Source organism: Microvirga tunisiensis, from assembly GCF_009296175.1.
Taxonomy (GTDB): Bacteria; Pseudomonadota; Alphaproteobacteria; order Rhizobiales; family Beijerinckiaceae; genus Microvirga; species Microvirga tunisiensis.
Genome location: NZ_VOSK01000017.1, coordinates 14494 through 31255, shown reverse-complemented (window position 1 = coordinate 31255; position 16762 = coordinate 14494). Strand labels below are relative to the sequence as shown.

Here is a 16762-nt window from a genome sequence, read left to right as displayed (position 1 = left end):
AGCATCGTTGCCTGATCCTGGCGCCATGCCTTTCCTGTCCTGGGCGGCTTCCCGAACGAAAGAATTTGTCAGGTGTGACGCGCTTCACAGCGGTGTCGGTCAAAGTGGTTCAAAGTCCAATCATCGCCAACAGAGAGAGCATCTCAGGCGGTCTTGAGAGCAACGCCAACTTGAAGAGGCCCTATTATGGAAAATTTCCAGTTCTCCGCAAACGACATCGACCAGCACGTCTTCAACACCGCCTTCGGCGGCAGCGCGACCTCGGCCTAGCTGGCCAACATTTCCGACCCCGATACACTGCTCGACACCGGCAGCAGCTGGTTCGGCGGCGGGGTCAACGACCAGCAGTCCTTCAACACCATCGACCAGAGCGCCTTCAACACGTCCTTCGGCGGCAGCGCGACCTCGGCCCAGGTGGCCTCCATCTCGGACGGCGACACCCTCGTCGATGCCAGCCACGACTTCCCGGTCTACTACTAACCCATTCCTCCCGGAGCGCCACACGCGGCAAGCCGTGGCGCTCCTTTCCCTTCCCATCTCGCTCTTCTCTCCCGCCCTCCCGGTCTTTCGGGAGCGCGGCCTTTTCGTTGCAGAGCGACATGGTTGGATCCACGGGATCCAATCGCGATCCAAATTTGCAGCGACGGAGTTCTTCCTGAAACGCAAGGGCGGCCCGAAGGCCGCCCTCGCTGTCTCACGCTGTCGGAGCCCTTAGAGCCGTCCCATCAGCAGCAGGATGATGAGGATGAGCAGGACCACGCCCAGGAGGCCGCTCGGGCCGTAGCCCCAGCCGCGGCTATGGGGCCAGGCGGGCACGGCGCCGATGAGCAGTAGAATGACGAGAATGAGCAGGATGGTGCTGAGTGCCATAGAGAAATCTCCGTCCATTGGCGCCGCCTCGATGGGGGCGACGTTCATCCAGGGAAACTTGGCCGTAAGGGAAAAAGTTCCCGCCTCTTTTACCTGTGGATGAGCGCCGAAGGGGCGGGTCCCGCGGCGGAACGATCACCCTGGCTTGACGTTAGCTCCACGGCGATTGGGTGCCGCCGTCAGCGCGACCCCGGCGGGAGGTCGCTACCTTCGATGGACCAGGACAATCCAATGCAAAAGAAGAAGCCAACCTATATGCCCCCCGACGATCCAGAGCCGATTCCTGGCCTCAACACCTCCGCATCCCCTGCTCTCAGCCGCTCGGTCCAGGCGCAGATCGGCCAGCGGCTGCGCCAGTTCTACGACGCCCTGGCGCTGGGCGAGCAGCCAGTGCCGGACCGGTTCATCGAGATCATCAACCGGCTGGATGGCGTGAAGGGAGAGAAGCAGCAATCATGAGTATCGACATCGATTTGCGCGACTCCATGCTCAAGGCGACGCCGAATCTGCGCGCCTTTGCCATTTCGCTGACGAACAACGTGGACCGCGCCGACGACCTCGTGCAGGAAACTCTGATGCGGGCGATCGCCAATATCGACCGCTTCCAGCCCGGCACGAACATGCAGGCCTGGCTCTTCACCATCCTGCGCAACCTGTTTCATTCCGAATACCGCAAGCGCCGCCGCGAGGTCGAGGATGCGGACGGCAAATACGCGGCCGCCCTCTCGGTGCAGCCGGACCAGCTGCCCCATCTCGATTTCGAGGATCTGCAGAAGGCGCTCGCCCGGCTGCCGCACGACCAGCGCGAGGCGCTGCTGCTGGTGGGAGCCTCGGGCTTCTCCTACGAACAGGCGGCGGAGATCTGCGGCTGCGCGGTCGGCACCATCAAGAGCCGCGTCAACCGCGCCCGCAACCGGCTGGCCGAACTGATGCACTTCACCGATATGGAGGAAGATCTCGGCCCGGACCGCGTCATCCTCTCGGTGATGCACGCGGTCGCCTGACAGGCCTCAAGGCAACCAAAGAGCCTCAACCGATAGGCGCGCCTGAATGAAAGGTGCGCCTATCGTTTTAGCGGCGCCGGAACTGCTGGTTGCCGCGCTGCGGCGGGCGCGGACCGGAAGAGGCACCCGAATCCTTATGACGGAAGATGAGCCGGCCCTTCTCCAGATCGTAGGGCGACATCTCGACGGTCACGCGGTCGCCGGCGAGCGTCTTGATGCGGTTCTTCTTCATCTTGCCAGCCGTGTAGGCGATGACCTCGTGCCCGTTGTCGAGCTGCACGCGGTAGCGCGCATCGGGCAGAATTTCGGTCACAAGTCCTTCAAAGGTGATCAGTTCTTCCTTTGCCATGCAAAGCCTTCCTCACAACAAAAAAGCCGCCCCTGAATCGGAACGGCCATATGCAAGAGGACGTGCGGGCACGTCCTCCGGCATCAAACTTTATGCGTTCTGCAGGTTCACTGCAGAAGCGCGACCGGTGCGCTGGTCGGTCTGAAGCTCGTAGGAGATCTTCTGACCTTCGCGCAGACCGCGCATGCCGGCACGCTCGAGTGCCGTGGCGTGAACGAACACGTCCTTGCCGCCGTTATCGGGCTGGATGAAACCATAACCCTTGGTTTCATTGTACCACTTCACGGTTCCCGTTTCCATGGGAATTCCTTTCACTGTCGTTTGCACGTGGATGTGGGCCAAGGGCCAGTCATCCGCTAGTCGATAGATGGTAGAGAAGGAACGTGCGCCCGGCAGTGCCAAAGCGGGAAGCCCAGTCGTCCGGCCAAATGTCGATGGAATTTACCTAAGGCACAGATGGGGCAATTACAAGGCAAAGGTCCGTTCCGGGCCGGAAGTGAATTTCTTTGAAATTCAGGCGCTTCGGAGACCCCGGATCGTCGACACGATGCCTTGGAGCACTTCCTCGCCGGCCGGCGTGAAGACGATCTCGCGGCCATCGGCCTTGATCAGGCCCCGCCCGTCGAGCTCGTCCACGGCGGCATCGCTCGCCCTGTGGCCGGTGCCGTCCTTCTGGACCACGCTGCGGACCCTCTGCCCGCTCGACAGCTCGTGATAGGCGGCAAAGGCGAAGACCGCCAGCGCCTCGTCGCTCAACCCGGACAGATCCGCCATCGTTCAACCTCGGTTCGTTTGAAAATCCCGTCCCGGTCAATGCGAAGGCCGCATGAGCGTTCAAGCGGCGCGTTAAAATCCAGGGCCACGGCCCGGCTCGGGGGCAGGAACAGACCTCCGCGCCTCCACGTTGGTTGCGCAAATGCCGCCCTTGAGGTGGCCGGAAACCACAACGACGAGGAGCGCTCTCATGGCCAACGAACGCCGCTACGGCAATCAAGATATGGACTGGCGCGACCGCGAGGACGACGGCTACATCGCCCGCCGCGGCTTCGGCAATCGCAGCGCCGGCTACGACCGCGGATCCCGCTCCGACGAGGATTACGGCCGGCGCCGGGATCGCGATGTCCGGGAGCGCGATTTCGGCGATTCGGCCGGCTACGGCACCGGCGGATCGGCCCTCGACTGGCGCGACGTGGTCGGCGACGATCGCGGCGGCTACGAGAGGCCCTTCTTCGGCACCGACCGCCGCCGCGACCCGGATCAGTTCGGGCAGGATCGCTACGGCCGGGACCGCTCCGGATCGGAGAGCTTCGGGCGCGGCTCGCGCGACTACAACGAGGATCGCGGCTTCATCGAGCGGGCCGGCGACGAGGTCCGGTCCTGGTTCGGCGACGAGGATGCGGAACGGCGCCGCGACAGGGACATGCGCGAGGCCGGACAGCATCGCGGCCGTGGGCCGAAAAGCTATCAGCGCTCCGACGCCCGCATCACGGAGGACGTGAACGACCGCCTCACGGAAGATCCGCATATCGACGCCTCGGAGATCGAGGTGCGGGTGGAGGGCCGGGAGGTCACGCTCACCGGCACCGTGAACAGCCGCTTCGAGAAGCGCCATGCGGAAGATCTGGCCGAGTCCGTCTCCGGCGTCACCCATGTGCAGAACAACCTGCGCATCCAGCAGGCGGCCGATGCCGGCATTGCCGGCACCATGATGTCCGGCGCAGGCTCCGCAGGAGCCGGCAGCACCGGCGTGCCCGAGACCGCCGGCACAGGCACGGTCGGGTCGACCCGGCGGCGCACCGGCGGATCCTCGGGCAGCGGGACCTGACGGATTACGGCTCGCACGGCCGCCGGTTTACCAGGATGCGCTTCTCCCCTTGGGGACGAGGCGCATCTGTCGTACCAAGGCCTTTGCCTTTCCCTTGAAGCAGGTGCTCCCCATATGGGGGACTGGGAAAGACGAGGACGCTCATGGCAGGTATTTCCGTCACGCTCGAAGGCGACAACATTCAGCTGGCATTCCAGAAGGGCGAGCAATCGACCGCCGTGGTCATGGACCCCCATGCCGCCCGCTCGCTGGTCAGGGCCGTGAGCCAACTGCTCGCCGCGATCGGCGAGAGCAGCGAGGAAGGTGACGATATGCCGGAAGAAATGGTTGACGTGACATCCCAGACCATCGATGTCGGCATGGACGATCACGGCATGGCCGTGGTGGCCCTCCAGGCCGGCATGATGCCGCCCTTCCTGCTGCGCCTGAAGGATGACGAAGCCCGCCACATCGCCCAAAGCCTGCTCGAGATCCTCAACAGCCCGCGCGATGTCCGGGTCTCGCACGGGGATCACTAGGCTTAACCAAGCCTCCTCGGCTTCCTGGCGATGCTGCAGGGCGTTCAATCGCCCGATCCCGGTACCCCGTTTCTGACCTTCGGCTCTTCCCGGTATTAAGCTTGGCCGGCACGGAACTTCACTACGGCCATTCTGTTGTCGAACGCGGGGCATTCTCGGCCGCGCTTGGACAAGGCCATGGCAGTTCACGATCCCGATCTCGTCTCCGGTGGGCATCCGGGCGTTCCGATGATGAACGCCAAGGCGGAGCCGACCCTCAAATATCCGGAATCCGAAGCGTTCTATGCCGAGGCGCTTCGGGAGTTGAACCATCTCGGGCTGCCCTTCCTGCTCGCCGGCACCTACGCGCTGTCAGCCTACACGGGCATCACGCGCCCGACCAAGGATCTCGACATCTTCTGCAAGGCCGGCGACTACACCCGGGTCCTGTCGCATTTCAAAAGTATCGGATATTCCGTCGAGATCGAGGACGACCGCTGGCTCGGCAAGGTCTTCAAAGGCCAGTATTTCTTCGACGTGATCTTCGCCTCGTCCAATGGCACCATGCCGATCGGTGACCAATGGTTCGAACGCGCGCGCCAGATCGAGGTCTTCGGCTCTCCCGTGCGCATCGTCGGACCGACCGAGCTCGTCTGGTCGAAGTGCTTCATCCAGCTGCGCCACCGTTATGACGGCGCCGACGTGGCGCACACGATCCTCAAGGCTCACGACCAGATCGACTGGCACGCCTTGCTCGCCTACATGGAAGTGCATTGGGAGGTGCTGCTCATGCACCTGCTCAATTTCCGCTGGATCTACCCATCCGAGCGCGACAAGGTTCCGCGCTGGGTGATGGACGAGCTTCTCGACAGGCTCGCCAAACAGCTCGATCTTCCGCCGCCGCAGATGAAGGTCTGCCGCGGGCGGATGTTCTCCCGCATCGATTACGAGATCGATGTGAAGCAATGGGGCTTCGCCGATGTGGGCGGCGAAGGTGAATGGCGGAATGAGTGACGAACCACGGCAAACGATGAAGGTTGCTGCCATTGGCGACCTTCACGTTCGCGAAGACAATGCGGAATCCTACCGTGAACTCTTCGGAGAGATCTCGAGGGAAGCGGACGTCCTTGTCCTGGCCGGCGACCTCACGGATCTCGGCAAGCCGAAGGAAGCGGAGCTTCTCGCCCAGGATCTGAAAGCCTGCTCGATTCCGATCGTCGGCGTACTCGGCAATCACGATTACGAATGCGGCGCTCACGAAGAGGTCGCCCATATCCTGCGCGATGCGGGCATGAAGCTGCTCGACGGGCAATCCGTCGAGATCGACGGCGTCGGTTTCGTGGGCGTCAAGGGATTTGCCGGCGGCTTCGGGCGACGCATGCTGGGCTATTTTGGCGAGCCGGCGATGAAGCAGTTCGTCAATGAAACAATGAACGAGACGCTGCGGCTCGAGAATGCCATGCGTCATGTTCGCGCCAAGCGTTCCATGGTCATTCTTCATTATGCGCCGATCGTCGAGACGATCGAAAGCGAACCGCTGGAGATCTATCCGTTTCTGGGGTCATCGCGGCTGGCTGAAACCATCGACCGCTTCAAAGTGAACGCCATTGTTCACGGCCACGCGCATCGCGGCCGCTTCGAGGGCCGCACGCCCGGCGGACAGCCGGTCTACAATGTCGCCAAGCATATCGAGAAGCCGACCGGTAGGCCCTACGCCATCATCGAAATATGAGCCGGCTCGCAAGAGGCGGCCGGCTCATGAGGCACATCCATCTTTCGCCTCAAAGCCGCGTTCCGGGGTCTGTCGGGTTGCCCGGCAGGTAATCCGGCTCGGAACCTGGCCCTTTCGGATCCATGATCCCAGGATCGTTGACGGGATAAGGCGTGCGAGGCCCCGTGGGACCGATATCCGGCTCCTCATCGGGAATGGAACCTGGTGGGACCTCGCTCGGGATATTGCCGCCGGGCACAGGATCGTTGGTCGGCACTCCTGGATTGACCATCGGTTCTTCCTCGTTTTTTCAAATCCGTGACTGGGTCAACAGGACCGCGCCGCCAGGGTTCCGACAAGCGCCTGACCGGAACCCCTCTCCGCTCCATCCGTTCTCAAGCAGATCCCCCGCAAACAATGGAGAATGTCATGCCTGACATCAAACAGGCCAAGATCCTCATCATGGCGACCGACGGCTTCGAGCAATCCGAGTTGATGGTGCCGCAGGAAAAGCTTTCGAATGCCGGCGCGACCGTTGAAGTCGCCGCTCCGAAATCGCGCATGAAATCCGGCAAGATCTATGGCTGGGACAAGTCGGATTGGGGCAAGACCGTGTCCGTCGACAAGGACATCGACGATGTGAACCCGGCCGATTACGATGCGCTCGTTCTGCCCGGCGGGCAGATCAATCCCGACAAGCTGCGCGCCGAGTCGAAAGCCATCGAGATCATCCGCGCCTTCTATTCCTCCGGCAAGACCGTTGCCGCCATCTGTCACGCGCCATGGCTTCTCATCGAAGCGGGCGTGATCAAGGGCAAGAAGTGCACGTCCTATCATTCGATCAAGACGGATGTGATCAATGCCGGCGGACAATGGCGCGACGAGACGGTCGTGACCGATCAGGGCCTCGTCACCAGCCGCAATCCCGGCGATCTCGATGCTTTCGTGAACAAGATCATCGAAGAGATCCGTGAGGGCTCCCATGCGGGTCGCCGCCAGGCGGCAGAGTAATCGTTGCGGCTCTTTGCGACACAAAAAAGCGGCCGGTGAAAACCGGCCGCTTTCGTAGTCGATGTGGATGCTATTAAGCCTGCTGGATCGCGGAGATCTTCCAGGGACCGCCCTGATCGCGGCGGAACGTCCAGAGTTCCGTCGCCTCATCAATCTTGTTCGGATCGCCTTCCACCACGTTGCCCGTGGCCCTGTCCATCATGACATCGGTGATACCGAAGCGCATGGCGACAGTGGCGTAATCCGTGTTGCCCTCGCGCCAGGCCTCCGACAAATCGCCCTGGTTGAGGCGTACATTGGAGAGCTTGTTCACGACGCCGCGGGCCGCGTTATCGTTGAGTTCCTCCTGGATGTAGCCGGCCATCTCGGGGGTCGCCAGCGTCCAGAGCTTGGCGACGTCTTCCCGCGAATAGGCGTCCTGCATCTCGACGAGACCCCGCTCGAAGGCCGCGTAATCCTTCTCGCCGATGCCGATCTCGTCACGCACGCCCGGACGGGCTTGCGCCTGCTGAGATCTGCCGCCAAGAGCACCCCCAAGTGCGCCACCCAGACCACCGCCCAGGCCGGATCCTAAGCCGCCGCCGAGGCTGCTGTTCATGGGCCGTCCGCCCGTCGGGGGTACGCTGCCGCCCATGGAGCGGGCATAGCCCTGGCCGGAGCCAGCATAGGCCGGCTGCTGCCGCCTGTTGCGGAACCATTTCATGGCGAAGGAGACCACCAGGACCACAAGGCCGATCTGGAGCAGAAGGCCGAAGATCGAGGCGAGACCGCCAAAGAAGCCGTGGCCGAACAGCATGCCGAGCAGACCCGCGCCGAACAGGCCGGCCATCAGGCCCGTGCCGAAGCCGAAGCGCCGCGGCTGCGCCACGTTTGGAGCGGGCGCTCCTGGACGGGTCACGTTCGGACCTTGGTTCGGAATCTGCGAGCGCTGAATCGGGGCCGCCGCTTCAGGGGCCGTCCGAGTCGCCGGCGGAGCCGTATAGGTGCGTGCACCGCGCGATCCGAAGCTGCCGCCTCCCCGCCCGACGCGAGCCTCTGCCGCGCTACCGGCGAGGACCAAGGCAGCCGCCAGGGCAACCATCACCCGACTGCGGCGAGAAGCAAATTTCATCATCGTCTTCGTTTCATCCCTTTGGAGCACGATGCTCTTACGGGATAATGTGGTGATGCCTTGAGGGTTGTGGAAGGGCCGAGCCGTCCGATTTTGGATGGATGCTGTCATCCCCGCCTTCGCGGGAATGACAGTGGCGATCCGAGGCCTAATGCCCCTGCTTGTGCTTCAAGTGATCGATCCGCTTCGAGGCCTCGGCCTTGTCGAGTTTGGGATCGAAAGCCTTCGGATCGTGGGCCTGCTCGGATAGGGTCTTCAGGTAGGAAGCCTGGGCGCCGGTCATCGGCTCGTCGCCGGAGACCCATTCATCCGGATCCTTGATCTGGTTGTCGGAAAAATCAGGATTGACCTTCGGATTACCTGCCTCTGCGGAAGCTTTATGGTTAACGGCAGAACGGCTTGTCGCTTTACCATTCGATGACATGCGGGACTCCTATTGTTCTGGTTTTGTTCTGAAACAAGAACACTCCCGCAGAGCGTTGGTTCCTCAAGGAAAGGCGGATTACTCCTGCCGATTATTCCCCGTTATCCACAGATTCTGTCCTCCACTCGCCGCCACGCCTATGTTCGTGATATGTTCCATCGACACAATGCGGATGGATGGCGATGCGCAAACCGACGGGCCTCGAGCGGCTCTATGTCGACTTCGATTCCTTTTTCGCCAGCGCCGAGCAGCATCTCCAGCCGCATCTACGTGGCAAACCGGTCGGCGTGATTCCGGTCGATTCGGAGCATACGGGCCTTATCGCCGTCAGCCGGGAGGCGAAGACTCTGGGGCTCAAACGCGGCACCTTCGTGCGCGACGCCCGCAAGCAATGCCCCGGGCTCGTTCTGGTAACGGCGCGGCACGAAGTTTACGTCGAGCTGCACCGTGCGATCGTCGAAGCCATCGAGACCGTCCTTCCAGTGAAGGCGATCTGCTCCATCGACGAGATGCTCTGCGCCCTCCTGCCAGCCGAGTGGCCGCAGGCGCTCAGGATCGGGCAGCGCGTCAAGGATGTCATCGCCCGTGACATCGGCCCGACCCTCACCTGCTCGGTCGGCCTCGGCCCGAACGATCTCCTGGCCAAGATCGCCGCCGAAATGGAAAAGCCCGACGGGCTGGTCGCGCTTCATCCGGACGACCTCCCGGGCCGCCTTCTCTCCCTGGACCTGACGGACATTCCCGGCATCGCCAGGGGCAACGCGGCGCGCCTCGCCCGTGCGGGCATTACTGACATGGCTGCGCTCTGGCGGCTCCAGCCGAAGGAGCTGCGCAGGCTCTGGGGGAGTGTCGAGGGGGAGCGGCTCTGGATGGGGCTGCATGGCCATACGGTGGAACGCCCTGAGACTCGGCGGCGGATGTTCGGCCACGGGCGCATCCTGCCCGCCGACTGGCGCTCCCTGAATGGCGCCTATGCGGCCGCACGAGTCCTCCTGGCAAAGGCCTCAGCCCGCATGCGCAGGGCGGGATTTGCGGCCCGGACGCTCGCCCTCTGGCTCACCGACAGGCACAGCGCCGGCTGGTATGGGGAAGAGCATTTCCAGCCAACCTGGGACGACCCGTCCCTGCTGGGGTCGTTGAGCCGCCTTTTCTTCCATGCGGAGCGGGAAGAGATGCATCGCAGTCGCAGCGTGCATGTCACTCTGCACGATCTGGTGCCGTTGGCCGAGATTGAGGAGGACTTGTTCGATCATATGCCGGAGGCGCAGCTCAAGCGCCGGATGGAGTACCTGTCCGTCATTGCCGACCAGCTTAACGTCGCCCACCGCAAGCCCCTTCTGCACTGGGGTCCGTGGGTGACGCTTCCCGGCGGCTATGCGGGGGCGAAGATCGCCTTCAACCGGATTCCGGACGCGGAGGATTTTTGAGGAGGTCTGTCGCTGACAGACACTCTCGTCATGGCCGTGGCGAGCACGGCCGTCCACACCGTCTCGAAGGCTCTAAAACGGTCATGCCCGGCACGAGGCCGGGCATGACGTGGAGTGATGAGAGGCGAAGAACCCTACGCCGCCTTGCTCTTGGGCTGCACCTCGGCCGAGTAGTCATCCATCAGCACTTTGGTCATGTTGCCGGGCTGGAAGGTGTAGGGGCCGATCTCCGACACGGGGGTCACTTCCGCCGCCGTCCCGGTGATGAAACACTCGCTGAAGGATGGGAGCTCCTCCGGCATGATCCGGCGCTCCGCCACCTCGAAGCCGCGGCGCTTGGCGAGATCGATCACCGTGCGGCGGGTGATGCCGTCAAGGAAGCAATCGGCGATCGGCGTGTGGACCACGCCGTCACGGATGAAGAACACGTTGGCGCCCGTGCACTCGGCCACGCGGCCCTGCCAGTCGAGCATGAGCGCGTCGGCATAGCCCTTCCGTTCCGCCTTATGCTTGGAGATGGTGCAGATCATGTAGAGACCCGCCGCCTTTGCCGCCGATGGAGCCGTGGCCGGATCGGGACGGCGGTATTCCGCCATGTCGATGCGGATGCCCTTCATCTTCTGGGCCGGGTCGAAATAGCTCGGCCATTCCCAGGAGGCGATGGCGAGGTGAATCTTGTTGTCCTGCGCCGCGACGCCCATCATCTCCGAGCCGCGCCAGGCGACCGGACGCAGATAGGCGTCCTTCTGCCCATTCTTTTCCAGCACTATTCGCTTGGCCGCGTCGATCTCGGCCACCGTGTAGGGGATCTCGAAATCGAGGATCTGGGCCGATTTCTTGAGGCGCTCGGAATGCTCCGCCGACTTGAAGATCTCGCCGCCATAGGCGCGCTCGCCTTCGAACACCGAGGATCCGTAATGCAGCCCGTGCGAGAGGACATGGAGCTTGGCATCTTTCCAAGGTACGATCTGCCCGTCGTACCAGATCCATCCATCACGTTGATCGAAGGGGGTCGCGGACATCGTTTTTTCTCCTTGCATGCCGACCTTTGTGGCAACCGGGGCCGTGTAATTTCCGGTTCGCTTCAGGGCGATTTCAATTTCATTCATTTCGCAGAAGCGGCTTGACGAGTAACAATCGTCCTGAGATATGTCAACAAGGCTGACATAAAAAATGGGAACAGGATGGTACCAGACGCAATTCCGGCTTTGAAATCTCAGCAGCCCGACAAGGATATCCTGACCGAGCAGCCGGCCTATGACCTCATCGAATTGTTCTTCTTCGCCTATCGCGACTTCGTCAGCGATCCCGACAGGATCCTGGACGAATATGGCTTCGGGCGGGCCCATCACCGGGTCCTGCACTTCGTCAGCCGCCAGCCGGGCCTGACGATTGCGGAACTCCTGGATATCCTGAGGATCACGAAACAGAGCCTCAACCGGGTACTGAAGGAACTCATCGAGAAGGATTTCATCGAGAGCCGGATGGGCACCTCCGACCGGCGCCAGCGGCTGCTCTTTGCCACCGCCAAAGGTCGTGATTTGGCCTTGAAACTCGCCAAGCTTCAGACCCGCCGCATCATGCGGGCCCTGTCCGAGATGGAGCCCGAGGCGAAGGATACGGTCAGCCGCTACCTTCTGCGCCTCATCGATCCGGACGACAGCGCCCATGTGAAGCAGCTCGTATTCGGGCCCCCGGAAACCTGATAAGCAGGGCCCGACAAAGCAGCTTGAAGCCCGATGGATGCACGCATCGACATTCCCGACCATGCCCCGCACGTCCTCGTGGTCGATGACGATCGCCGCCTGCGCGACCTGCTGGCCCGATTTCTCACCGAGAACGGCTACCGGGTGACGGCCGCAGCCAGTGCGGCAGAAGCGCGGGCGAAGGCAGGAAATTTCGTCTTCGATGCCCTCGTGCTCGACGTGATGATGCCGGGCGAAACCGGGTTCGAATATGCCCGCAGCCTGCGTGAGCATTCGCAGGTGCCGATCCTGATGCTCACGGCGCGGGCCGATGCGTCCGACCGGGTGACGGGCCTGGAAATCGGCGCGGACGACTACCTGCCCAAGCCCTTCGAGCCGCGCGAGCTGCTGCTGCGCCTCGGCAACATCCTCAAGCGTGCTCTGCCCGTGCCGGGCGCGCCGAGCGCCGACGTGCCGGAGGTCATCCATTTCGGCCCCTTCTCGTATCGCTTCGACCGCGGCGAGCTGCGGCGCGAGGATGAGGTGGTGCGCATCACTGAGCGGGAGCGCGAGATCCTGACGATCCTCGGCAGCCATGCCGGCGACAACGTTCCGCGTGAGGCGCTCGCCGGCAACGGCATTGCCGCCAATGAGCGCACAGTCGACGTTCAGATCAACCGGCTGCGCCGCAAGATCGAGATCGACCCCGCCAACCCGAACTTTCTCCAGACCGTGCGCGGCATCGGCTATCGCCTCGTGATCGATCGATGAAGATCGGAGCGACCCTACGCTATTCGCCCCTCGACCATGTCGCGCGCTGGTTCGGCCGCTTCCTGCCGAAAGGGCTTTACGCCCGCGCGCTCATCATCATCATCGCGCCCGTCATTCTGCTGCAATCCGTCGTCGCCTACGTGTTCATGGAGCGACACTATCAGCTCGTCACGCGGCGCCTGTCCTCGGCTGTCACGGCGGATATCGCGGCACTCATCGACATCTATGAGAGCTATCCGCAGGACAAGGATGCAAGCACGCTCGCGCGCATCGCATCGGAACGCCTGCAGCTCGATGTGGACATCCTGCGCAACACCGATCTGCCACCGCCCGGCCCAAAGCCCTTCTTCGACATTCTCGACGAGACCCTGACCGACGAGCTGCGGCGCCAGATCGACCGTCCGTACTGGATCGATACGGTCGGGCGTTCGAGCTATGTGGAAGTGCGCATCAAGCTCGATCAGAACGACGTCATGCGCATTCTTGCACGACGCAGCCAGGCCTATGCCTCCAATTCGCATATCTTCCTCGTATGGATGGGAGGCTCGTCCTTCGTGCTGCTTGGCATCGCGATCCTGTTCCTGCGCAACCAGATCAGGCCGATCCTGCGGCTTGCGGAAGCCGCCGAAGCATTGGGCAAGGGCCGCGAGATCGAGTTCCGTCCGCGCGGCGCGCGCGAGGTGCGCCAGGCAGGCCACGCGTTCATGGAAATGAAGCGACGCATCGAGCGTAACATCGAACAGCGCACCACGATGCTGAACGGCGTCAGCCACGACCTGCGTACCATTCTCACACGCTTCAAGCTCTCGCTCGTCTTCCTGGGCCAGACGCCGGAGGTCGACGACCTCAAGCGCGACGTGGACGAGATGAGCCGCATGCTCGAAGGCTATCTCGCCTTCGCGCGCGGCGAAGGCGGCGATGCGGGCGAGCAGGCGGTCGCAACCGATCTGCGTCAGCTCCTCGAAGAGGTGCAGTCCGATGCCGAGCGCCAAGGCCATGTGACGGAACTCGACATCATCGGCGACCCGATGATCACGGTGCGGCCCGACGCCTTCCGTCGCCTGCTGTTCAACCTGGTCGGCAATGCCGCACGACATGGCGACCGGATCGAAATCACCGCCAACCACGAAACGCGCTGGCTCGTTCTGCATGTGGACGACGACGGGCCGGGCATCCCGGCCGACATGCGCGAGGAAGTCTTTAAGCCGTTCGTGCGGCTGGACGAAGCGCGCAATCAGGACGAGGGCGGATCGGGCCTCGGCCTTGCCATCGCCCGCGACGTCGCGCGCTCCCACGGCGGCGACATCGTGCTCGGAGAAAGCCCGCTCGGCGGCTTGCGCGCAACGGTGCGGCTGCCGGCGTAGGCCCCTTCACGCATGACGCCATCTCGGGCTCTGCTCCGCAGCCTCGGAATACATCCGTGTTGGTACTAATAGAGACGTCCGCCCACCGGAACGTCGCGATCCGGACGGATCAGCATGACGTCGCCATTGGCATCCGGCACGCCGAGCGTCAGAACCTCCGACATGAACGGCCCGATCTGGCGCGGCGGAAAGTTCACCACCGCCATCACCAGCGATCCGACGAGATCCTCCGGTGAATGGTTCACCGTGATCTGTGCCGAAGAGCGCTTGATGCCGATCTCAGGCCCGAAATCGACAGTGAGCTTGAACGCCGGTTTGCGCGCCTGCGGGAACGGCTCCACGGCAACGATCCGGCCGACTCGAATGTCGACCTTCAGGAAATCGTCGAACGTGATCGGCGCGGTTGTCGGACTCACCTGATCCATTCTTGCCCCTTGATCTCGTGTCAGATGGCCGCCGCGGGATTCTGCGTATCGCCGTTGCCTTCACCGGTGCGGCGTGTCTCCGAGCGGGTTGATCGGCGACCCTGCATCAAGGCCCGTCCGACCGCGCGCAGGGGTGCGCTCAGGCGGCGCAGGTCCTCGGCGCCTTCCAGGATGCGCTCGGCCCGGCGCAGTTCGCGGTCGAGCCGCGCCATGGTCTTGGCGAGCGTCGGGTCGTCGTCGTCCAGCCATGTGCGCATGGTGTTGGCATAGACCAGAACCGCGCCCTGGAGCTTCAGCTTTCCGAGCGGCCCTTCGGTGTTGATGCCGGCAGCGGCGAGCATGAAGCGCTGGGAATTGAGCGACACCTGATTGAGAGCGGCAAGCGACACAGGATCGTATTGCAGATCCTGGAAAATCCGCCGTAGAGCCTGCTTATGGGGCTGCAACGCATCGAAGCGGCGCATCAGCACATCGAAGATGCGCTCGCGCGCGGGCTCCCCCGCGAGGTCGTCGGTCGTACCCTCCAGCACCTGCCGGTCGATCTGGCGCGAGAGCGCACCGAGCACGGCGCCCTTTGAGGGGAAGAAATCGCGGAACTCGGCAAGGGACACATTGGCGGCCTTCGCGACATCGCCGATCTCGATCTCGCTCCAGGACCGCCGTGCGGCGAGATCCATGAGCGCCTCGAGGATGGCCTTGCGCTTATCCGTGGGAACGTCAGCGGTCACGATGGATCTCCTGAGAATATGCCGTTGAAGCTTAATCTAGGGGCTGATCGAACCAAGCCCAAGGCTCAGCCCGCGAGTTCCTCCGCACGCCGCTTGGCAGCCGCCACGGCCTCGCGCATGAGCGCCTTCAGTCCGTTCGGCTCGGCCATGAGGACTTCGAGCGCGGCTGCCGTGGTGCCGCCGGGAGAGGTGACGTTCTGTCGGAGCGTGGCGGGCGGCAGGTCGCTCTGGAACAGGAGTTCCCCCGCGCCGGTCACCGTGGCCCGCGCAAGGCGTTGCGCCAGATCCGGCGGAAGGCCGGCAGCCGTTCCGGCGTCAGTGAGGCATTCCACCAGATGGAACACATAGGCTGGGCCGGAACCCGACACGGCCGTGACCGCATCGATCAGGTCCTCGGAAGGCAGCCATTCGACGATGCCGTTGCTGCTCAAAAGCGCATCGGCGGTCAGGCGCTGCGTCTCGCTCACCTTCTCGTTGCCGGCAGCTCCGGTCGCCCCTCGCCCGATGCTGGCGGGAAGGTTCGGCATGGCGCGCACGATGGCGCTGGAAGCGGGAAGCCTGGAGCGCAGATCCGCGATGGTCTTGCCGGCAAGAATGGAGATGATGAGGGTCTTGGGCCCGAGATACCCGTTCAGAGCGGGGGCAGCCTCGTCGAGCATCTGCGGCTTGATGGCCAGTATCAGCACATCCGCGGCAGCAGGATCGGCCGGATTCAAGGAGATGCCGTTCGTCCGGCAGAACTGCGTCATCTCCTCCGACGGGCGCGGATCGATAACGGTCACGCCCTCAGGCTTCATGCCGACCTTGAGCCAGCCCTCCAGCATGGAACCACCCATCTTGCCGGCGCCGACGAGAATGAGAGATGACGGCAGATGGGAAGCGTTCGACGACATGGGCTTAACCTGACGGAATGAATGCGGGAGGCCGCACTCTATTCACGCCCGCCCTGCCCTGTCGAGGCAGGTTTAAGCCTCGCCCTCTGTTTCGAACAGGACAGAGTCGAGAGCCTCGCGGGCGGACTTACCGGCCCAGATCACGAACTGGAACGCTTGGAAATATCGCTCGCAGGCTTCGACCGCGACCCGCAGCATGGTTTCGCATTGTCCGTCGGTCGGATCAGCTCCGCCCGCCAGCAGCAGGGCATGGCGGAACATCACCACGTTTTCCGTGCTCCACAGGTCGAAATGCCCGACCCAGAGCTGCTCGTTGACGGAGGCGATGAGCTGGAGCACCTCCTGCCGCCGCCGCTCGGGAACCTTGAGATCGAAGGCGCAGGCCATATGCATGGCCTCCACGTCCTCGATCCACGTGAAGGCGACGTCGTAATCCGCCCAGCGGCCTGCCACCGAAATGGACATCTCGTCCGCTTCGGCCCGATCGAAGATCCAGTACCGCAAGGAAGCGAGACGCTCGACCACATCGAGAGGATGTTCCGAGCGATCGATTTCAAGATGAATCTGCGACATGTCGATCCTGGACGCTCACTTGCCTGAATATGGTAAACATATCGGGCAACACCATTGCGTTGATCCGGGCACTATTCGAAAGAAGTACTCAGAA

Annotated in this window: 24 protein-coding genes; 11 read left to right on the top strand and 13 right to left on the bottom strand. The window is 63.0% G+C overall.

Going from position 1 to position 16762, the window contains the following annotated elements; all coding sequences use genetic code 11:
• Window positions 1-266: 266 nt before the first annotated feature.
• Entirely contained in the window at window positions 267-425 is a 159-nt protein-coding gene (locus FS320_RS45085; RefSeq protein WP_153885290.1) for a hypothetical protein, read from the bottom strand.
• A gap of 286 nt (window positions 426-711) precedes the next feature.
• Window positions 712-870 (bottom strand): DUF3309 family protein, encoded by a 159-nt coding sequence (locus FS320_RS07700; protein WP_152710527.1) that lies wholly within the window; start codon window positions 868-870, stop codon window positions 712-714.
• A 231-nt stretch (window positions 871-1101) separates the two neighbouring features.
• Here FS320_RS07700 and FS320_RS07695 point away from each other — a divergent pair, with 231 nt between their 5' ends.
• Together FS320_RS07695 and FS320_RS07690 are read left to right on the top strand one after the other, a co-directional pair.
• Window positions 1102-1329: a NepR family anti-sigma factor gene (locus FS320_RS07695; RefSeq protein WP_244627023.1), complete on the top strand. Its 228-nt coding sequence runs from the start codon at window positions 1102-1104 to the stop codon at window positions 1327-1329.
• Entirely contained in the window at window positions 1326-1874 is a 549-nt protein-coding gene (locus FS320_RS07690) for a sigma-70 family RNA polymerase sigma factor (RefSeq protein WP_152710524.1), read from the top strand. The genes FS320_RS07695 and FS320_RS07690 overlap by 4 nt, the downstream gene beginning before the upstream one ends.
• 67 nt (window positions 1875-1941) lie before the next feature.
• Here FS320_RS07690 and infA read toward each other — a convergent pair whose 3' ends face one another.
• The 3 genes from infA to FS320_RS07675 form a co-directional block, all read right to left on the bottom strand.
• Window positions 1942-2223, bottom strand: a complete 282-nt coding sequence (gene infA / locus FS320_RS07685; protein ID WP_009494617.1) for a translation initiation factor IF-1 — start codon at window positions 2221-2223, stop codon at window positions 1942-1944.
• A 90-nt stretch (window positions 2224-2313) separates the two neighbouring features.
• A complete protein-coding gene (locus tag FS320_RS07680; RefSeq protein ID WP_091138623.1) occupies window positions 2314-2523 on the bottom strand; it encodes a cold-shock protein in 210 nt (69 codons plus the stop codon).
• Window positions 2524-2736: 213 nt separating this feature from the next.
• On the bottom strand, window positions 2737-2997 hold the full coding sequence (locus tag FS320_RS07675) for a hypothetical protein (RefSeq protein WP_152710522.1): 261 nt from the start codon (window positions 2995-2997) through the stop codon (window positions 2737-2739).
• 190 nt (window positions 2998-3187) lie between these two features.
• Here FS320_RS07675 and FS320_RS07670 point away from each other — a divergent pair, with 190 nt between their 5' ends.
• The 4 genes from FS320_RS07670 (at window position 3188) to FS320_RS07655 (ending at window position 6277) form a co-directional block, all read left to right on the top strand.
• Window positions 3188-4048: a BON domain-containing protein gene (locus FS320_RS07670; protein WP_244627022.1), complete on the top strand. Its 861-nt coding sequence runs from the start codon at window positions 3188-3190 to the stop codon at window positions 4046-4048.
• Window positions 4049-4191: 143 nt separating this feature from the next.
• Complete coding sequence (locus tag FS320_RS07665) at window positions 4192-4566, top strand: hypothetical protein (protein ID WP_152710520.1); 375 nt, start codon at window positions 4192-4194, stop codon at window positions 4564-4566.
• Between the two features lie 177 nt (window positions 4567-4743).
• A complete protein-coding gene (locus tag FS320_RS07660; RefSeq protein WP_244627021.1) occupies window positions 4744-5559 on the top strand; it encodes a nucleotidyltransferase family protein in 816 nt (271 codons plus the stop codon).
• A complete protein-coding gene (locus FS320_RS07655; protein WP_152710518.1) occupies window positions 5552-6277 on the top strand; it encodes a metallophosphoesterase family protein in 726 nt (241 codons plus the stop codon). Before FS320_RS07660 ends, FS320_RS07655 begins: the two co-directional genes overlap by 8 nt.
• Window positions 6278-6326: 49 nt before the next feature.
• Here the strand turns inward: FS320_RS07655 and FS320_RS07650 are convergent, their stop codons facing one another.
• A complete protein-coding gene (locus FS320_RS07650; protein WP_152710516.1) occupies window positions 6327-6548 on the bottom strand; it encodes a hypothetical protein in 222 nt (73 codons plus the stop codon).
• A 137-nt stretch (window positions 6549-6685) separates the two neighbouring features.
• Between FS320_RS07650 and FS320_RS07645 the strand changes: the two genes are divergently transcribed.
• On the top strand, window positions 6686-7267 hold the full coding sequence (locus FS320_RS07645) for a type 1 glutamine amidotransferase domain-containing protein (protein WP_152710515.1): 582 nt from the start codon (window positions 6686-6688) through the stop codon (window positions 7265-7267).
• 73 nt (window positions 7268-7340) lie between these two features.
• On the opposite strand, the gene FS320_RS07640 is transcribed toward FS320_RS07645, so the two are convergent.
• Entirely contained in the window at window positions 7341-8381 is a 1041-nt protein-coding gene (locus FS320_RS07640) for a Tim44 domain-containing protein (protein WP_152710513.1), read from the bottom strand.
• A 145-nt stretch (window positions 8382-8526) separates the two neighbouring features.
• Window positions 8527-8802: a DUF3072 domain-containing protein gene (locus FS320_RS07635; RefSeq protein ID WP_152710511.1), complete on the bottom strand. Its 276-nt coding sequence runs from the start codon at window positions 8800-8802 to the stop codon at window positions 8527-8529.
• Between the two features lie 182 nt (window positions 8803-8984).
• Between FS320_RS07635 and FS320_RS07630 the strand changes: the two genes are divergently transcribed.
• Window positions 8985-10229: a Y-family DNA polymerase gene (locus FS320_RS07630; protein ID WP_152710509.1), complete on the top strand. Its 1245-nt coding sequence runs from the start codon at window positions 8985-8987 to the stop codon at window positions 10227-10229.
• A 134-nt stretch (window positions 10230-10363) separates the two neighbouring features.
• Here FS320_RS07630 and FS320_RS07625 read toward each other — a convergent pair whose 3' ends face one another.
• A complete protein-coding gene (locus FS320_RS07625; protein WP_152710507.1) occupies window positions 10364-11251 on the bottom strand; it encodes a branched-chain amino acid aminotransferase in 888 nt (295 codons plus the stop codon).
• 162 nt (window positions 11252-11413) lie between these two features.
• Here FS320_RS07625 and FS320_RS07620 point away from each other — a divergent pair, with 162 nt between their 5' ends.
• From FS320_RS07620 to FS320_RS07610, 3 genes are read left to right on the top strand one after another with little or no spacing between them, the layout of a single operon-like run.
• On the top strand, window positions 11414-11935 hold the full coding sequence (locus tag FS320_RS07620) for a MarR family winged helix-turn-helix transcriptional regulator (protein WP_152710505.1): 522 nt from the start codon (window positions 11414-11416) through the stop codon (window positions 11933-11935).
• A gap of 33 nt (window positions 11936-11968) precedes the next feature.
• Window positions 11969-12685 carry a response regulator gene (locus FS320_RS07615; RefSeq protein WP_152710503.1) on the top strand — a complete coding sequence of 239 codons (717 nt, stop codon included), beginning with the start codon at window positions 11969-11971 and terminating at the stop codon, window positions 12683-12685.
• Entirely contained in the window at window positions 12682-14049 is a 1368-nt protein-coding gene (locus FS320_RS07610; RefSeq protein WP_152710501.1) for an ATP-binding protein, read from the top strand. The genes FS320_RS07615 and FS320_RS07610 overlap by 4 nt, the downstream gene beginning before the upstream one ends.
• Window positions 14050-14114: 65 nt before the next feature.
• On the opposite strand, the gene FS320_RS07605 is transcribed toward FS320_RS07610, so the two are convergent.
• The 4 genes from FS320_RS07605 to FS320_RS07590 form a co-directional block, all read right to left on the bottom strand.
• Window positions 14115-14474, bottom strand: a complete 360-nt coding sequence (locus FS320_RS07605; RefSeq protein WP_152710499.1) for a tRNA-binding protein — start codon at window positions 14472-14474, stop codon at window positions 14115-14117.
• A 20-nt stretch (window positions 14475-14494) separates the two neighbouring features.
• Window positions 14495-15151 carry a TetR/AcrR family transcriptional regulator gene (locus tag FS320_RS07600; RefSeq protein WP_152710576.1) on the bottom strand — a complete coding sequence of 219 codons (657 nt, stop codon included), beginning with the start codon at window positions 15149-15151 and terminating at the stop codon, window positions 14495-14497.
• Window positions 15152-15267: 116 nt separating this feature from the next.
• Window positions 15268-16095 carry a pyrroline-5-carboxylate reductase gene (proC, locus tag FS320_RS07595; protein ID WP_152710498.1) on the bottom strand — a complete coding sequence of 276 codons (828 nt, stop codon included), beginning with the start codon at window positions 16093-16095 and terminating at the stop codon, window positions 15268-15270.
• A 72-nt stretch (window positions 16096-16167) separates the two neighbouring features.
• Window positions 16168-16668 (bottom strand): type III secretion system chaperone family protein, encoded by a 501-nt coding sequence (locus tag FS320_RS07590; protein WP_152710496.1) that lies wholly within the window; start codon window positions 16666-16668, stop codon window positions 16168-16170.
• Window positions 16669-16762: the final 94 nt, after the last annotated feature.

Coding starts and splice junctions, on each gene's coding strand:
- FS320_RS45085 (WP_153885290.1), bottom strand. CDS start 425: ATGGAGGCCACCTGGGCCGAGGTCGCGCTGCCGCCGAAGGACGTGTTG.
- FS320_RS07700 (WP_152710527.1), bottom strand. CDS start 870: ATGGCACTCAGCACCATCCTGCTCATTCTCGTCATTCTACTGCTCATC.
- FS320_RS07695 (WP_244627023.1), top strand. CDS start 1,102: ATGCAAAAGAAGAAGCCAACCTATATGCCCCCCGACGATCCAGAGCCG.
- FS320_RS07690 (WP_152710524.1), top strand. CDS start 1,326: ATGAGTATCGACATCGATTTGCGCGACTCCATGCTCAAGGCGACGCCG.
- infA (WP_009494617.1), bottom strand. CDS start 2,223: ATGGCAAAGGAAGAACTGATCACCTTTGAAGGACTTGTGACCGAAATT.
- FS320_RS07680 (WP_091138623.1), bottom strand. CDS start 2,523: ATGGAAACGGGAACCGTGAAGTGGTACAATGAAACCAAGGGTTATGGT.
- FS320_RS07675 (WP_152710522.1), bottom strand. CDS start 2,997: ATGGCGGATCTGTCCGGGTTGAGCGACGAGGCGCTGGCGGTCTTCGCC.
- FS320_RS07670 (WP_244627022.1), top strand. CDS start 3,188: ATGGCCAACGAACGCCGCTACGGCAATCAAGATATGGACTGGCGCGAC.
- FS320_RS07665 (WP_152710520.1), top strand. CDS start 4,192: ATGGCAGGTATTTCCGTCACGCTCGAAGGCGACAACATTCAGCTGGCA.
- FS320_RS07660 (WP_244627021.1), top strand. CDS start 4,744: ATGGCAGTTCACGATCCCGATCTCGTCTCCGGTGGGCATCCGGGCGTT.
- FS320_RS07655 (WP_152710518.1), top strand. CDS start 5,552: ATGAGTGACGAACCACGGCAAACGATGAAGGTTGCTGCCATTGGCGAC.
- FS320_RS07650 (WP_152710516.1), bottom strand. CDS start 6,548: ATGGTCAATCCAGGAGTGCCGACCAACGATCCTGTGCCCGGCGGCAAT.
- FS320_RS07645 (WP_152710515.1), top strand. CDS start 6,686: ATGCCTGACATCAAACAGGCCAAGATCCTCATCATGGCGACCGACGGC.
- FS320_RS07640 (WP_152710513.1), bottom strand. CDS start 8,381: ATGATGAAATTTGCTTCTCGCCGCAGTCGGGTGATGGTTGCCCTGGCG.
- FS320_RS07635 (WP_152710511.1), bottom strand. CDS start 8,802: ATGTCATCGAATGGTAAAGCGACAAGCCGTTCTGCCGTTAACCATAAA.
- FS320_RS07630 (WP_152710509.1), top strand. CDS start 8,985: ATGCGCAAACCGACGGGCCTCGAGCGGCTCTATGTCGACTTCGATTCC.
- FS320_RS07625 (WP_152710507.1), bottom strand. CDS start 11,251: ATGTCCGCGACCCCCTTCGATCAACGTGATGGATGGATCTGGTACGAC.
- FS320_RS07620 (WP_152710505.1), top strand. CDS start 11,414: ATGGTACCAGACGCAATTCCGGCTTTGAAATCTCAGCAGCCCGACAAG.
- FS320_RS07615 (WP_152710503.1), top strand. CDS start 11,969: ATGGATGCACGCATCGACATTCCCGACCATGCCCCGCACGTCCTCGTG.
- FS320_RS07610 (WP_152710501.1), top strand. CDS start 12,682: ATGAAGATCGGAGCGACCCTACGCTATTCGCCCCTCGACCATGTCGCG.
- FS320_RS07605 (WP_152710499.1), bottom strand. CDS start 14,474: ATGGATCAGGTGAGTCCGACAACCGCGCCGATCACGTTCGACGATTTC.
- FS320_RS07600 (WP_152710576.1), bottom strand. CDS start 15,151: ATGGATCTCGCCGCACGGCGGTCCTGGAGCGAGATCGAGATCGGCGAT.
- proC (WP_152710498.1), bottom strand. CDS start 16,095: ATGTCGTCGAACGCTTCCCATCTGCCGTCATCTCTCATTCTCGTCGGC.
- FS320_RS07590 (WP_152710496.1), bottom strand. CDS start 16,668: ATGTCGCAGATTCATCTTGAAATCGATCGCTCGGAACATCCTCTCGAT.